The 16508-nt window shown below is 62.8% G+C and carries 7 protein-coding genes and 1 pseudogene; 2 read left to right on the plus strand and 6 right to left on the minus strand.

Annotation, left to right across the window (positions count from 1 at the left end; genetic code table 11):
- Positions 1-7: 7 nt before the first annotated feature.
- Together AU074_RS20530 and AU074_RS20535 are read right to left on the minus strand one after the other, a co-directional pair.
- Positions 8-1327, minus strand: coding sequence for an Nramp family divalent metal transporter (locus tag AU074_RS20530; protein WP_076016278.1), 1320 nt, complete (start codon positions 1325-1327; stop codon positions 8-10).
- 41 nt (positions 1328-1368) lie between these two features.
- The gene (locus AU074_RS20535) at positions 1369-2922 is read right to left on the minus strand and encodes a DUF726 domain-containing protein (RefSeq protein WP_076016279.1); all 1554 of its coding nucleotides are present in this window, start codon (positions 2920-2922) and stop codon (positions 1369-1371) included.
- A gap of 108 nt (positions 2923-3030) precedes the next feature.
- Here AU074_RS20535 and AU074_RS20540 point away from each other — a divergent pair, with 108 nt between their 5' ends.
- Together AU074_RS20540 and AU074_RS20545 are read left to right on the plus strand one after the other, a co-directional pair.
- Positions 3031-3585 (plus strand): hypothetical protein, encoded by a 555-nt coding sequence (locus tag AU074_RS20540; protein WP_256576940.1) that lies wholly within the window; start codon positions 3031-3033, stop codon positions 3583-3585.
- Between the two features lie 107 nt (positions 3586-3692).
- Positions 3693-4094 carry a RidA family protein gene (locus tag AU074_RS20545; protein ID WP_076016281.1) on the plus strand — a complete coding sequence of 134 codons (402 nt, stop codon included), beginning with the start codon at positions 3693-3695 and terminating at the stop codon, positions 4092-4094.
- Here AU074_RS20545 and AU074_RS20550 read toward each other — a convergent pair.
- From AU074_RS20550 to AU074_RS20565, 4 genes and pseudogenes are all read right to left on the minus strand, one after another.
- Complete coding sequence (locus AU074_RS20550) at positions 4084-4980, minus strand: LysR family transcriptional regulator (RefSeq protein ID WP_076016434.1); 897 nt, start codon at positions 4978-4980, stop codon at positions 4084-4086. The genes AU074_RS20545 and AU074_RS20550 overlap by 11 nt on opposite strands.
- Positions 4981-5097: 117 nt before the next feature.
- On the minus strand, positions 5098-5403 hold the full coding sequence (locus tag AU074_RS20555; RefSeq protein ID WP_076016282.1) for an XRE family transcriptional regulator: 306 nt from the start codon (positions 5401-5403) through the stop codon (positions 5098-5100).
- Positions 5396-5637 (minus strand): annotated as a pseudogene (locus AU074_RS20560) (type II toxin-antitoxin system RelE/ParE family toxin). Before AU074_RS20560 ends, AU074_RS20555 begins: the two are co-directional and overlap by 8 nt.
- Positions 5638-5803: 166 nt before the next feature.
- Positions 5804-16336 (minus strand): autotransporter-associated beta strand repeat-containing protein, encoded by a 10533-nt coding sequence (locus AU074_RS20565; protein WP_076016435.1) that lies wholly within the window; start codon positions 16334-16336, stop codon positions 5804-5806.
- Positions 16337-16508 lie beyond the last annotated feature (172 nt).

Below are 16508 nucleotides of genomic sequence, written 5' to 3' on the forward strand. Positions count from 1 at the left end.
ACTTCGCTCAAAACAACCACTGCCCGATCAGCCACGCATTCGCCCCGCTGATCACCACAAACAAACTCCAAGCCAACAGCCGCGTTGGCAAACTGTTCACGAATGGCCCCATCAGGCGCTTGTCCCCCGTCATGCGAATCAGCGGGTACAACGCAAATGGCAACTGCAGGCTCAATACCACCTGGCTGAGGATCAACAGCTTGCCGATGGCATCGTCGCCCATCAGCCACACACCGAGGAACGCCGGGATCAGCGCCAGGCCACGGGTAATCAGGCGTCGCTGCCAGCAGGGAATGCGCAGGTTGAGATAGCCTTCCATGATCACTTGCCCGGCAATGGTGCCGGTGAACGTGGAGCTCTGGCCGGAAGCCAACAGCGCAATACCAAACAGCACACTGGCGAAGGCACCGCCCACCAGCGGGTCGAGCAGGTGGTAGGCGTCCTGGATTTCCACCACGTCGGTGTGGCCTGTCTGATGGAAAGCCGCAGCGGCCAGTACCAGGATCGCCGCATTCACCAGCAGCGCCAGCGCCAGTGAGCCAATGGTGTCGATACGCGCCAGCTTGACCGCGTCCTGGCGGCTGGCCAGGTCCTTGCCGAACAGCCGGGTTTGCACGATGGAGCTGTGCAGGTACAGGTTATGGGGCATCACCGTGGCGCCCAATATGCCGATGGCCAGGTACAACGGTGCGGCGTCACTGATGGCCGACAGCGACGGGGTGAAACCACGGAACACGTCGGGCCAATAAGGCTTGATCAGCACCAGCTCGATAAAGAAACACACGCCGATGGTTGCCACCAGCGCCAGCATGATCGCTTCCAGTCGGCGGAAGCCGCGATTTTGCAGGGCCAGGATCAGCAACGTATCGAAGGCAGTGATGACAATCCCGGTGGTCAGCGACACCCCCAGCAAAAGGTGAAACGCCAGGGCGCAGCCGAGGACTTCGGCGAGGTCGGTGGCGATGATCGAGATTTCCGCGAGGATCCACTGCACGAACGACGAGCGCCGGCTGTAACGCTCGCGGCTCAGTTGCGCGAGGTCTTTGCCGGTGGCGATGCCCAGCCGCGAGCACAGGCACTGCACCGCCATCCCCGCCAGGCTGGCCAGCAGCACCACGAACAACAGGTTGTAGCCGTAGCGCGACCCGGCCTCGATGGCCGTGGCCCAGTTGCCCGGGTCCATGTAGCCGATGGAGATCAGCAAGCCTGGCCCGGCGAACTTCAGCACGCGCTTGAAAAACGACGCACGGGGATCAACGACGATGGAGCCGGCGACTTCCGGCGGGCAGAACGGTGCAGTAGCGATTTTTGGCAGGCTGAATTTCACGCGGGGTACCAGGCTTTCACACAAGACGTGAACGCAGCTTATCAGTCAGACGCGACGGTACGCATCACCGTCTCCCGGGGCAGATCAAATGCCTCTACCACCTGGACCACCAGATCCATCTCCTGGTTCAGTGCCTCACGCTCCAGACGCTCGCGAATCACCCCGATCACCAGCACCGCCAGGGTGGTGATGGAATACGCCGGCCCGGAAAACGCCCGCACGCCGCTCACCAGCAGCATCGCCGCCGCCAGCGCCTGCCCTACCACGGGAATGGCGGTGGCCGCGCCCCGGCGCAGGATAAACCCGGTCAACCCGGCCAGCGCAGTGCCGCTCAGGGCGGTGGTGGCTGAACGCCCGACATCGAAACGATTGAAAAAACCCTGCTCCTTTTGTGCCGCGGCCTTCAGTTCCGCCTCGAACACTTGGCGATCGGCCTGGCTGAGTTTGTCCTTGTATTGCTCGATCAGTCGCTCGGCGATTTGCAGTTCCAGATCCGCCAGAGCCACTTTCTCGATCGGCTCATCAAACTTGATACCCACCCGTTGCGCGACGTCCTGGGCGATTTCGCGATAGCTCACGCCATGACCCCGGGCCAGGTTCATAAAGGTGTCGCCGCCCATACGCTGCAGCTCGATGGCCAGCTTCAAGGGTTCGCGCACTGTGGCGTCGATCGAGGCACTGCGCTTTTGCGCCATCAGTTCGGCGAAGAACTTCAGCTCCTCCGGCCGCGCCTGCACCAGCAGCGGGAACAGGTCCACATCCTCTTCGGCAAAGCGCACTTCAGGGCTGCGCTGATCAGCGCGGATCATGCCCCGGCGCTCCTGCAGCAGGTCGGTGTACTGCACCACCGTCTTCAACTGCGGCCAGTAAGCGGCATGGTCAAAAGTGGCCAGGTGCACATTGGCGACCTTGGCCTTTAGCGCGGGTGTCAGCGGGATGGCATAACGGCCGATGCAACGCTCGGTGTCGGGCTTGAGCGCCAGCGCCCAATCCTTGCTCGAATGGCAGTTGATCACCCGCCCCTTGAGCGGCGCCGACACCAGGTCCCACGGGCTGGACGTGCAAATCGCGCCGCCCATCAGCAACAGGTTGTTCAGCGGTAATTCACGCGCTACTTCGGGGCTCGCCAGGAGGCTCTTGACCAGGAGCCGCGCGCCCAGGGAATGGCCGATCAGGTTGATCTGCCGTACCTTGATCGACTCGCCGTGCAGGTAGTTGGCCAACTCGGGCAGCAGACTTTTGGCGACCTCATCCACCCGCGCCTCGACGCTTTTGTAGTGGTCGAGGAAATAGGCAATCGCCTTGCCCACCCCGATAGTCGCCGCACCCAGGCTGCCACCGCCGAGCATCGAAGTAATCACATCCTTGAACGGTGCAAACAGGTTTTCCAGGAAGTGCCCCGCCGGCCAGAACAGCATCAGGTTGGTCGAGCCTTCGATGGTTGCCAGTTGCTGCGAGAAATTGCCCAGTTGCTGTTGGCTGAAGAACGCCGAATACCCATGGACATAGAGATTGAGCACATCCCCCTGGGGCTCGCCACACAACACAAACGTGGGCTTGCGGGTGCGGTGCATTTCATCCCACTGGTGTTGCATGCGGCGGTGACTCCTGGTGACGACGGAGGGCGATAGTATCAAAGCACTGCCGGGGTAAATGTGAAAAACTGCCCGCCCGGGCAGCAAGCGCCCTCAATGCACCATGGAGTGGTTCCTTTGAAACGCTACGTTTTCTATTCTCTGCTGGCCCTTCTGGCCGGATGCAGCACCGGCCCCTATTTGCACCCCGAATCCAGCGTTGGCCAAAACGCCGTGCTCTATCGCACCTGCCCGGGCCCAGAGGCGGCTATCAGCTTCGCTCCACTCTCTGCGGAACTCAAAGGCGTGCACGTATTGGTGTATGTCGCCTCGCCTAAGGCGACGGACGGCTCAACCAGCACCGAATTGCGGCTGTTCGGCCGGCTGTACCCCTCGGCCAGGAAAGCTGACACGTCTTTGTGGGTCAGCGCGGCGTCGCCACTGGTCACCGTGCAACTGGCGTCGGGCAAAACCTATCAGCTCAGCATCAAACCCCTTGAAGCCGGCTTTGATCCCCGGGTGCGTTACAGCAGCGAGGAGCCGGGTACGCGTTTGGGCCAAGGCGATATGGACGATTTCACCCTGACATTTCCCGATATCTTCGTGAACGGTGAAAAAGTCCCCATGGCGCCCATCCACTTCAAAAAACGTGAAGAGCGCTACGCACCGGTCTTTAACTGCTAGGTGCAGATTGTGCACAGCCATGGACAGTGATGACAAAAACCAGGGATTTTGTTCACCGATTCAGTCCACTACAGTCACCGGGTAGTCAATTGAAGCCGAGGAACACCATGAGCAAGCCCGAATTCTTCATCACGCCCGGTTACGGCGACATTGCACGCGAAACCCTGCATTACGCCCAAGCGGTAAAAGTGGGTAACCGCGTCGAAACCTCAGGCCAGGGCGGCTGGGATGACCAGTTTCAGATTCCCGAGTCCCTCACCGACGAGATCGCCCTGGCCTTTCACAACCTGGATCGCACCCTGGCAGAAGCGGGTGCCGGCTGGGAGCATGTGATCCACGTCAACTCCTACCACGTGGGCGGTTTTCCTCCCGAGGTGAACGAGCAGATGGTCAAGTGGTACCGCCATTACATGCCCAATCACGCGCCGATCTGGACCGAACTGGGGGTGGAAGCCCTGGGACTGCCAGCGATGCGTATTGAAATCCGCGTGACGGCGATTATTGCCTGACGCCGAACCGCTCGATCACCCAGTCGATAAACACCTTCAGCCGCGCGTTCTGATGTCGATTGGGTGGGTAGATGATGTGCAACGGCGTGGCGGGTCGAGTCCAGTCCGCCAGCACCGGGACGAGTTGGCCAGTCTCGACGTAGTAGTCAACGATTGCCTTGAAATGCTGCCCGACGCCCAGGCCAGCGAGCAGCATTTCCTTGAGGCCATTGCCTTCGTTAGTCGAAAAGGCGCACTGGCCTACCTCGTATCGAGTCGTGCCTTGCTCGAAAATCAACGGTTCCGGCTTGCCCGATCCGGCAAAAAAATAGCCGGCCTTGAGGTGGTTTTTTTCGAGGTCTTCGGGAGACTCGGGCGTACCCATGCGTTCCAGGTAGCCCGGCGCAGCGCAAGTGACATATTCCAGGTCCGCAACCTTGCGGCCGATCATGGCCATGTCATCCAGCTTGCCAACCCGCAGCACGCAATCCACACCCTCCCCCACGATATTCACGGCGCGGTCGCTGATGCCCAGGGCGATGGTGATGTCGGGATACTCGCGATGAAAATCCACCAGCGCAGGAATCAACAGGCAATTGGCAAAGGACGCCGGCGCATCCACCTTCAGGTGACCACTGGGCTTGAGCTTCTGCCCGCGCAGGGCATTGTCCAGTTCATCCAGCTCGGCCACCAGGCACAGCGCGTGGTTGTAGTACTCCAACCCTTCCGGCGTCGCCGACAGCGCACGGGTGGTGCGGTGCATCAGCTTGACGCCAAGGTGCTTCTCCAGGTCGGTGATGAGTTTGCTGACGGTGGAGCGCGGCAGCGCCAGCTGGTCGGAGGCGCGGCTGAAGGAGCCGGTTTCGACGACGCGGACGAAGGCACGCATGGCGAGGAGTTGGTTCATGGTGATGGCCAATAGGGCGAGAATTCCAAGTATTGTCTATAAAGCTGCACAATGGCGACAGGTATTCCAGATAACAAAAAGCCCGGCACATGGCCGGGCGTTGACGGAAAAAATGACTCAGTTGGCAAAGTTTTCGATCTTTACCTGGCCATCAGGAAACGTGGCGACAATCTCCAGCTCCCCTCCCATGGCGCGAATGTAGTTACGCAGCGTGCTGATATACATGTCGGTGCGACGCTCCATTTTGGACACTGCCGCCTGGTTGATATTCAGCGCCTTGGCCAACGTGTCCTGGCTCATCTGTTGCGCCTTGCGCAGTTCATGCAGAGGCATTTCTTTCAGGTGCTGCTGGAGGATGCGCTCTGCATCGGCCCGAGCTTGCGGTGTCATGCCAGCTTGAAGCTCACTAAATTTTTTAGCCATGGTGACGGCCCTCTTTACGCAGTGTTTCCAAATGTTCGTCATACAACGTCTCAGCCAGCGGGACGTATTCGTCATACCAGCGGCCTCGTCCTGTTTTGTCCCCGCCTATCAGCAATAAGGCACACCGGCGTGGATCAAATGCGTACAGCACCCGGATACCGAGGATTGCTCCTTCGTATCCAGATCGCCCCACCAGCCTCCAAACTCGTCCGTATATTCAACGTCCCAACTCATGCAAATATGCCATCCATGGAATATAAACTCAAGTGCATAACTGTAGAAGCCTGAGGGGCACACAGCCTCCCGTTTTCCCCGGGAAAGTGTTTGTAGATTATTCCCGCACGATTATCCGCCCCAAAAAAAACCGCCCTTTCGGGCGGTTGAAGAGACTCGGCCTTGATCAGAAACCGAGGGAGAAACTGAGGGTCATCGCATGGTCCTTGTCGTTGCGCGAGACCTGGCCGGAGTACCCCAGGCCCAGCTTGCCGTTGGGGCTGATCTGATAGTCGATGCCGGCTTCCAGCACGGCGCTGTCCTTGGCAATCGGCACGCCTTGGGTGCTGAATGAAGTTCCACCACCGTTGATAAAGCTCAGGTCGGCATCCGGCTTGGTATCACCGAAGGCATGACGCCAGCCGATGCTGCCCCGCGGGGTGATTTTCGAGCCGTTGCCCAGGGTGATGGTCTGGCCGGCACGCAGGCCCAGGGTGGAGAAGGTGACGTCTTGATCGGCATCACCGCGCAGGGCTGCCGAACCGCCCTTCTCCTTGATGGTGTCACTGTCGTAGTTGACGTAGGCCAAGCCAGCGAACGGTTCCAGTGCGACGCTGCCGGTTTGAATGGTGTAGCCGACTTCACCGAAGACTTGCGCGCTGCGAGCCTTGTAATCGGCCTTCAGGCGTTGACCGACACCCCCCACCGCCACATCGCGCTTGCTCTCGATGTCGTGCCAGCTGTAGGCCACGCCCATCCGTGCGGCGAAGGCTTCCTGCTGATACGCGGTGTAGGCCATCAGGTGATAGCTGTCGACGTCGGCGCTGGAGTTGCGGTGCTTGGCGTCGAGGTCGCTGCGGGTGTAGCCGGCGGCAACACCGGCGCGCCAGGCGTCATCCAGTTGTTTGTCGGTACCCAGCAGGAAGCCACTGAGGTTGCGGTCCAGGCTGGCGGTATTGCTGTCGCCGCCCATATGCCCCCAGGTGCCCAGCACACGTGCCCAGCCGACCATTTCGCCATGGCAACCTGCGCTGCTCAACTGGTTTTCGCTCGGTGCCAGGCTGCTGCGTGGATCGTCCTGGCGGTAGCAACCAGGTTGGCGCAGGCGCTCATTGACCGCGTCACGGATGTAACGCGAGTCTTCGAGCAAGGCGCTGGCGGTACTGGCGTGGATTTCCCCCGACAGGTTGTCGAACGCGGCGCGAGCCCCGGCGACGCTGCCGCTAAGCAATGCGTTTTGCACGGCCTCACCGCCCACCGCTGCGCCACTGCCCAGTGCTGCGGCTACCGCCCGCTGATTGCCGGTGGCCGCCACGCTGGCGTAGCTGACGTTATTGCGGCTGACCGCCAGCGCAACCTGGTTCGGGCTGTAGCTGAGCGCGGTATTGAGGAACGCCAGGTTCTCAAGGTTGGTAGCGGCAAACGTACCGGTGACCCCGCCACTGGCGGTCAACAAGGTGTAGCTGGTGGGCCCGGCATACGGTGCCAGGTTGACCACATTCAGCGTGCCCGCCAGGTCCGCCGTGCCGCCAACCGCCAGGGCGCCGGCGGCGGACGGGGTGATGACCAGGTTCAGCGCGCCATCGGCGGCGTTGGTGAAGTTGCCGGCGACGCTCAGCTTGCCACTGTCAGGCGTCACCGAACCGTGGTTGACCAGCGAGCCGACACTGCCATTGCCCGTCAGCCCGGCACCATTGGCCACGGTAACCTGCCCGCCGAATACGGCATTGGGATTGGCCGCGTTGCCGACTTGCAACACACCCTGATCCACCGCCACCGTGCCGCTGAACGGCTGGTTGCCGGTCAGCAGCAGCGTACCCGCGCCCTGCTTGACCAGCGCACCGGTACCGCTCAGCACTCCGTTGAATTGCCCGCTGCTCAGTTGCGTGAACAGTAAGCGCGCGTTGTTGCGGATATTGCCCCGCAGGCTGGTGGTGTTACCGGCCAAGGTCCCGCCACTGACGGTGGTGCCGCCGGTGTAGGTATTGGCCCCCGTCAGTACCAGGGTGCCCGCGTCCAGTTTGTTGATACCGCCTGTGCCCACCAGCGGCGCATCGATCTGCGTGGTCACGCCAGCGTTAACCCGCGCTGCAGCCAAGCTGCCGTCCGGCGCATTGGTCGGGCTCAGAGTGCCGCCTGCGCCGGCCACCAGCGAGTAGCCCGGATCAAGGAATTGCAGGCCGGTAAAGCCTTGATTGCCGAGCACAGTCACCGTCCCGCCCTGCCCGCCAAACACTGCGAACTGGTTAGTCGACGCCTGGCCCTGGGTGCCGTTCGGATCGGTCCAGTTGGTGCCTGGGCCCCACGTCCCGCTGCCGCCGGTGATCGTGCCGTCAGGGTTGGTGGTGCCGCCGTTCCAGAACTGGACTTGCCCCGGGGTGGTTTGCACCAGCAGGTTGACCTGATTGGCCAGCGCGGTTTGCAAGGTCAGTGCGCCCGGAAGGATGCCCGAAGGCAGCGTGCCGTAAGCCAGGCCATTGTCGGTCAGGCTGCCGCCGTAGCGGAACAGTTGGTAAACCCCGGTGCCGAAGCCTCCGGCGTCGGTGACGTTCAGCGTGCCGTCCAGGGTCAGGTTGCCGGCCACATTCACCACCGAGGTAGAAGCGCCCGGCGCGCCGAGGCTGAAGTCCAGGTTGGTTCCCGAGGACAGGTTGAGGCCGCCCACCGACAACGGGTTGCCGCCGGTGCCTGCGGTCAGGGTCGAGCCGTTCGCCAGGGTGACGGTGCCCGCCAGTTGTCCCGAACCGCCCAGGGAGGCGCCACTGTCCACCAGCACATTGGCGCTGTTCAACGTGCCATTGACCAACAGGCCGCCGGCGTTGACGTTGGTATCGCCGGTAAAGGTGTTGTTGCCACTGAGCAGCAGGTCGCCGGTACCATTTTTGTTCAGCACGCCGGCGCCGGTGAGGTTGCCGGTGTAGGTGCCATCCGCCGCCTGTTCGAAGGTCAGGGTCGCATTGTTGGCGATCGCGCCCTGCAGGCTGCTGGTGTCACCCGAGGTGATGCCGCCGTTCAATGTGGTGCCGCCGCTGTAGGTGTTGGCACCCGTCAGCAGCAGTGAGCCATTGCCGTTTTTCACCAGGCTGCCGGTGCCACTGATGACGCCACCGAGGGTGGTGTCTTGCGTGCCCGCGAGGCCCAGTTGTGCACCGAGGTTGATCCCGTTGTTGAGCTGCAACGCCGCCGTGCTGTCGAGCACTGAATTGCCGGTAACACCCAGGGCGCCACTGCCGAGGGCATTGTTATTGCCGAGGATCAGCATGCCTGCCGCCAACTGCGTCCCGCCGCTGTAGGTGTTGTTGCCATTGAGGGTCAGGCTGGCCGCACCGTTCTTGACCAGGCTACCGCTGCCGCTGACCACACCGCCCAGGGTCAAGGCGTTGGACCCGGCGACATTCAAGGCGCCATTGAGTACCACCGCGTTAGCCAGGCTGACCGCCGTGTTGCTGTCCAGCGCTGTTCCGTTGGCCGTCGTCAATACGCCGGTGCCGAGTGCGCTGTCATTGCCCACCACCAGCTTGCCGCCGTTGAGAGCAGTGCCGCCGGTATAGCCATTGGTGCCATTGAGTACCAGGGTGCCGGTGTCGTATTTGCCCAGCGTGCCGGCGCCGTTGATGGCCACGCCGATGGTGGCAGTGTTGTTAGGGTCGACACGAATCGCCGAATTCCCCGTGCCGCCATTGACCAGGTTCAACGCGCCCGCCGTGCCGTCCACCAGGCTGTAGCCGTCGGTGGCGAACTGCAGGCCGGTGATGCTTTGCGTTCCATTGACCGTGACCGTGCCCGCTGTGCCCTGGAACACCGCGAAACTGTTGCCCCAGGCCTGGTTGACGGTACCGTCCACACTGGTCCAGTTGGTGGTGCCAGTGCCCCAGTTGCCGCTGCCGCCGTTAATGGTGCCGTCGCCCACCAGTTGGCTGCCATCCCAGAACTGCACGGTGGTGTTGGGCGCCGTCACCAGCAGGTTGACCTGATTGCCGACTGCCGTCTGCACTTGCAGATCCCCGGGCGTCACGCTGCCGGGCACCGCGCCGACCACCAGACCGTTATCGGTCAGGCCGCCGGTGTAGTTGATGATGCGATACACACCACTGCCAAAGCCGCCGATATCGCTGACGTTGAGGTTACCGTCGAGGGTCAGGTTACCGCCGACATTGATCAGCGGATTACCGCCACCGACGACCGGTGTACCCAACCCGACATCCAGGTTGGAGTTGCCCGACAACACCAGCGAGCCCACCGACAAGGTACTGCCGGTCGAGCCTGTCAGGTGCCCGCCATCGGCCACGGTGACGGCGCCGCCAAGGCTGCCGGTGCCCGTGAGCGTCGCACCGCTGTTGACCGCGACATTGCCGCTGGCCAGGGAGCCGCTGACGTTCAGGGTGCCACCGTTGACGCTGGTGTCGCCGGCCAGGGTGTTGATGCCACTGAGGGTCAAGGTGCCGGTGCCAAGTTTGTTCAGTTGCCCGGCACCGTCGAGTACCCCGTCAAAGGTACCGCTCTGGTTGCCGCCGCCCAGGCTGAGGGTATTGCCTGCGCCGATCAGTGCCGTGCCGTTGCCGGTCAGGCTGCCAAGGCTCGCAGAAGCGCCGAGGTTGAGCTGGGTACCGGCGCCGAGGGTCAAGCCGGCGTTGTTGCCGAGCGCCGTGGCACTGGTGGTGGTCAGGCTACCGCCGAGTACATTGAAGTTGCCGCTGAAAGTGTTGTTGCCGCCGAGGGTCAAGTCGGCTGCGCCATTTTTGGTCAGGGTGCCAGCGCCATCCAGCACGCCGCCCAGGGTCAGGTTATTGGTGCCGGCCAGATTCAGGTTGTCGTTGACCGTGACGTTGTTGGCCAGCACCAGCGCCGAGCTGTTGTCCAGCATCGAAGGCCCCGCCACCGTCAAGGTGCCTGAGCCGAGCGCCGCTGCACCGCCGAGGGTCAGGGTGCCGGCGTTCAGTGTGGTACCGCCGGTGTAGGTGTTCGTGCCATTGAGCGTCAGGTTGGCGCTGCCGTTTTTACTCACGCCGCCTGCGCCGTTGATCACGCCGCCGAGGGTCAGGTCATTGCTGCCGGTGACGCCCAGGTTGGCATTCAGAACGATGTTATTGCCCAGGCTCAATGCCGTGTTGCTGTCCAGGTTCGAGGCGCCTGCCACCGTCAGGTTACCCAGGCCCAGCGCCGAAGCGTTCCCCGCCGTGAGCGTCCCGGCGGTCAAGTTAATCCCGCCGAGGAAGCCGTTGGTGCCATTCAGGATCAGGTTGGCCGCGCCGTTTTTGGTCAGGCTGCCGGCGCCGTTGAGGGCGCCACCCAGGGTCAGGTCGGCCGTGCCGCCGATCCCGAGGTTACCGGCCAGGTTGATCGCGTTGTTCACGCTCACTGCAGTGGCCGCATCCAGCGTGGTGCCGTTGGCGGCATTGAGTGTGGCGCTGCCCAGTGCCGAATTCGACGCCAGGATCAGCCCGCCGGCATTCAGCGCAACCGGGCCGAGGAAGGCGTTATTGCCTCCCAGGGTGAGGTTGGCCGCGCCGTTTTTGATCAAGCCTCCGACGCCGCCAATCACGCCATTAAGAGTCAGTGCATTGCTGCCGCCGACCGTCAGGTTGCCGAGCAGGCTCACCCCGTTGCCCAGGGTCACGGCCGTGTTGCTGTCCAGCGTGGTGCCGGACGAAGTGCTCAGTTGTCCGCTGCCAAGGGCCGTGTTGCTGCCCACCACCAATGTCCCGCCCTGAAGCTCGGTGCCACCGGTGTAGCTGTTGGCGCCATTAAGCACGAGGGTGCCGCTGTCGAGTTTGGCCAGGGTGCCGCTGCCGTCGATGCCCACGCCGATGGTCGCGGTGGAACCCGGATCGACACGAATCGCGGTGTTGCCGCCGGTGCCGTTCACCGCCGTCAATTGCCCCGCCGCGCCGGTCACCAGGTTGTAGCCATCGGTGACGAATTGCAGCCCGGTGAACGATTGCCCGCCCACTATCGTGACGGTGCCCGCCGCACCCTGGAACACGCCGAAGTCAGCGGCCCATGGCTGGTTGACCAGGCCGTTGACCGAGGTCCAGTTGGTGCCGCCAGCCGTCCAGTTGCCGGTGCCGCCGTCCACCACGCCATTGGCGATGGTCTGGCTGCCGTCCCAGAAGCGGATATTGGCATTCGGCGCCGCCACCAGCACGTTTACCTGATTGCCCACCGAGGTCTGAACCACCAGGTCGCCGAGGCCGAAGCCCACCGGCACGCCGGTGACATTCAGGCCCAGGTCGGTCAGCGCGCCGGTGTAGTTGATCAAGCGATACACCCCGACGCCAAACCCGCCGGCATCGGTGACGTTCAGGTTGCCATCGAGGGTCAGGTTGCCGCCGACGTTGAGCAACGAGGTGGTAGACGGTGCGCCAAGCGCCACGTCCAGGTTGCCGCTGCCGGCCATCACCAGCGAACCGGCCGACAGCGTATTGCCGCTGCTCAGGGCCAGGTGGCCGCCGTTGTTGACGTTCAGCGCACCCAGTACCGAGCCGGTGCCGGTGAAGGTCGCGCCTGTGTTGACGTTGACGTTGGCGCTACCCAACGACCCGCTGAGGTCCAAGGTGCCGCCGTTGACGTTGGTGTCACCGGTGAGGCCATTGATGCCGGTCAGGTTAAGGGTACCGGTGCCGACCTTGGCCAGGACGCCGGTGCCGCTCAGGCCACCGTCGAAGGTGCTGCTGGCGTTGAGACCGCCCACCGACAACGTGTTGCTCCCGCTGACTTGCACGTCACCGCTGCCGGCGAGGGTCGCCAGGCTGGCATCGCTGCCCATGATCATCGACGCACCGGCACTGACAGTGGCACCGGACGTATTGCCCAGCGCACCTGCGCTGGCGGTGGTGACACTGCCGGACAGGACATTCAAGGCGCCGGTAAAGGTGTTGGTACCGCTGAGCGTCAGGTCCGCCAGACCATTTTTGTTCAGGGCGCCAGCGCCGCTGATCACGCCGCCCAGCGCCAGGTTGTTATTGCCGGCCACATTCAAATCAGCGTTGAGGGTTATCCCATTGCCCAAGGTCAGCGCCGCACTGTTGTCCAGTGTCGAGGTGCCACCCACGGTCAGGTTGCCGCTGCCCAGCGCCGCGCCATTGCCCAGCGTCAGGGTACCGGCGTTGAGGGTGCTGCCGCCGCTGTAGGTGTTGATGCCGTTGAGGGTCAGGTTGGCCGCGCCGTTCTTGATCAACTGACCGGTGCCCCCGATAAGGCCGCCCAGTGTCAGGCCTTGAGTGCCGCCGACGGTGAGGTCGGCATTGAGGGCAATTGCGTTGGTCAGCGCCACTGCGGCATTACTGTCCAGGGTCGCTGCGCCGCCCACCGTCAAATCGCCGGTGCCGAGGGCCGCATTACTGCCGACGGTCAAGGTACCGGCATTCAGCGAGGTGCCATCGATAAACGTGTTGGTACCGTTGAGAATCAGGTTGGCCGCACCGTTTTTCACCAGGTTGCCGTTGCCGCTGATCACGCCGCCCAAGGTCAGGTCTGCGTTACCGCCAATCGTCAGCGGGCCGGTCATGCCGATCTGGTTATTCAGGCTGACGGCAGTGCTGGCGTCCAGGCTAGTGTTGGCGGCCGTGGTCAATACGCCGCTGCCCAAGGCGTTGTTGGCACCGAGGATAATCTTGCCGGTGTTGAGCGTCGTGTTGCCCAGGTAGTTATTGCTGCCGTTGAGGGTCAGGTCGGCCGCGCCGTTCTTGATCAAGCCTCCGATGCCGTTGACGTTGCCGCCGAGGGTCAGCGCGTTGCTGCCAGCGAGGGTCAGACTGCCACCGAGGTTGATGGAATTGCCCAGAGAGGCGGCGGTGCTGGCGTCCAGCGTGGTGCCGTTGGACGCGTTCAGCGTGCCAGAGCCCAACGCGGTATTGGAGCCGACAATCAAGGTCCCGGCATTCAGCGCGGTGGTGCCGGTGTAGGTGTTGCTGCCGTTGAGGGTCAGGATTGAGGCACCGGTCTTGATCAGGCCACCCGCGCCGGCGATAACGCCTGCGAGGGTTAAAGGATTGGCCCCGCCGGCGGTCAGGTTGGCATTGAGGTTGATCGCATTACCCAACGTCAGCGCGCCAGTGCTGTTGAGGGTGCTGGCACCGCCCACGGTCAATGCGCCGGTGCCCAGTGCTGCGCCATTACCAAGGGTCAGGCTGCCGGCGTTCAGCGTCGTGCCACCCAGATAGGTGTTGACGCCGTTGAGGGTCAGGTTGGCCGCGCCGTTCTTGATCAGTTGGTTGCTGCCGCTGAGCACGCCACCCAGGGTCAGGGCGTTGCTGCCCGCCACGCTGAGGTCGGCGTTCACTGCGACGTTGTTGGCCAGCGTCACGTTGGCACTGCTGTCCAGCGAGGCCGCGCCCGCGACGGTCAGGTTACCGGCGCCCAAGGCTGCGTTATTACCGGCGGTCAGCGTGCCCGCGTTAAGCGTTACGCCGTTGAGGAACGTGTTGGCACCGTTGAGGACCAGGTTGGCCGCGCCATTTTTGGTCAGGCCGCCGCTGCCGGAGACGACGCCACCAAGGGTCAGGCCAGCGCTCCCGCCAAGGTTCAGGTTGCCGGTTATGCCGATGTCGTTGGTCAGGGCAACGGTGGTGCTCGCGTCCAGCGTGGTGCCGTCCGCCGTGTTCAAAATGCCGCCCGCCCCCAGGGCCGTATTGGAGCCGACGATCAGCGAACCGGCGTTAAGGGTGGTGTTGCCGGTGTAGGTATTGGCGCCACCAAGGGTCAACGCTGCCACACCGTTCTTGATCAGCCCGCCCGTGCCACTGACCACACCACTCAGGCCCAGCGCCTGCGTGCCGCCGATGGTCAAATCGGCCGCCAGGGTCACCGCGTTGGCCAGGGTTACCGCCGTGGTGGCATCGAGGGTGGTGCCTGCCGCCGTGCTCAGGATGCCGGTGCCCAGTGCAGTGTTGCTGCCCACCAACAGCGTGCCGGCGTTGAGCTGGGTGTTCCCGGCTTGAGTGTTGTTGCCGGTCAGCGTCAGGGTGGCCGCGCCATTCTTGATCAGCCCGGCGGGGCCCGATATCACACCGCCGAGGGTCAGCGCATTAGTGCCAAGCAAGGTCAAATTGCCGTTGACCGCAACGTTATTGGCCAGCGTCGCCGCCCCGGTGTTGCCCAGGCTGGCGGCGGCATTTACGTTCAAGGATCCGGAACCCAGGGAGCTGCCGCTGCCGACGATCAAGGTGCCGGCATTCAAGTCGGTGCTCCCGGTGTAGCCGGCGTTGGCCGCGCTAAGTGTCAGGCTGCCACTGCCATTCTTGGAGATCCCGCCGGCGCCGCTGACGTTACCGGCCAGCGTGAGGCTGCCGACGCCGCTGGTGCCGACGGCACTGTTAAGCACAAGTGCGTTGTTCAGTGTGATGGTGCCGGGCGCCTGGAGCACCGTCGAACCACCGATGGTCACGGTGCCGGCACTGAAGGCCAGGTTATTGCCCAGTTGTACGGAACCGCCATTGAGGGTGGTGTTGCCCAGGTAACTGTTGGCGCCATTGATGACCAACTGCCCGGTGCCGTTCTTGGTCAGGCCGCCCGAGCCCGAGACCACGTTACCCAGGGTGATGGCGTTGGTACCTTGCAGGGTCAAGCCGCTCGCCCCGAGGTTGATCAGGTTGCTCAGACTCAAACCGCCGGTGCTCGCCTGCAGGGCGCCACCATTGGAGGTCAGTACGCCGCTACCGAATGCCTGGTTGTTGTTGAATTGCGCGATACCGCCGTTGAGGGTGGTGCTGCCACTCACCAGCGGCCCTTGCAGGGTCCAGGTACCGCTGTTGACCGTCAGGTTGTTGAAGTTGACGTAGCTGGCACTCGACGCCACACCAACACCGCTGGTACCGCCGCCGATGCCAATGGGGTTTTGCAGGATCAGCGAGTTGACGCCACCTGCGCCTCCGTCAACCTGGCCGGTAGGAGCAAAGGTCAGGTTGACACCAATCAGGCCACCCAACGAAAGCCCTATACCGCCACCAGCGGAGATAGTCGAACCGGTGATGGCGGTGAAGGTGTTGGTACTGCCCGCCCCCATGGAGACGCCGCCGGAAATCGTACCGGAGTTGACGAAGGTATTACCCGTGGAGGAACTTTCAAAGGCCATCCGCCCGTTGATTGTGCCGGCGTTGATCACGTTGACTTGCGAGCCCCCGCGAATCGCGACCACTGGCGCATCCGCGGCAAACAGCGACAGGTTGAGCAATGCGGTGGAACCGATGGTGCCATTGTTCACAATATTGGTGCTGCCGCCGGCGCCGTTTTGCAGGTTCAGCGCCATACCATTGAGACTGGCAAGATTGACACCCAGCAGGTCCGCAGTACCTCGGATGATCCCGGTGGCGGCGTTCGTGACGTTCACCACACTCGCCCCCGCGTTACCCAGCACCACGCCGCCACTCAAGGCAGTGACCAGCCCGAGCAATGCCGGGTCGATAAGGCCCGCGTTGTTCAAGGTGATGTTATTGCCCGTCAGGTTCAGCACCTGGCCAGCCAGCGTCGCGTTCAGTTGGGCAGCGGAGCCCACGTTGACGGTCAGGTCATTCACTGCACTGGAGAACGTGTTCAAGAACAACGGCAGCGAAGGCACGCCACTGCACGTGACCGTGCCACCCGCCGCGGGACTTGCCGGCGTACAGGCCGCCATCACCTGCGGGCTCGCCAGGCCTAGAGCCAGGCCGGCAATACCGAGGCGAATAGCAAGATTAAGAGGAGAAATACGAGGTATGGCGGCAGTAGCAAGTCTTCTTTCCACGTGAAACTCCTTGTGGTCAAAGCCTTTCATCCATGAATGCGTAGAAGCCCAAAATTAGATCCAAACACGCATCGACGTCGAAACACCTGACCGTGATAACAACTGATCCTGTTCGTCACAACGTTAGCCGCGTGCATAAAACTCATTGAAATAAATGGTATTAATACTTTCG

Source organism: Pseudomonas sp. ATCC PTA-122608, assembly GCF_001952855.1.
In the GTDB taxonomy this organism is placed as follows: Bacteria; Pseudomonadota; Gammaproteobacteria; order Pseudomonadales; family Pseudomonadaceae; genus Aquipseudomonas.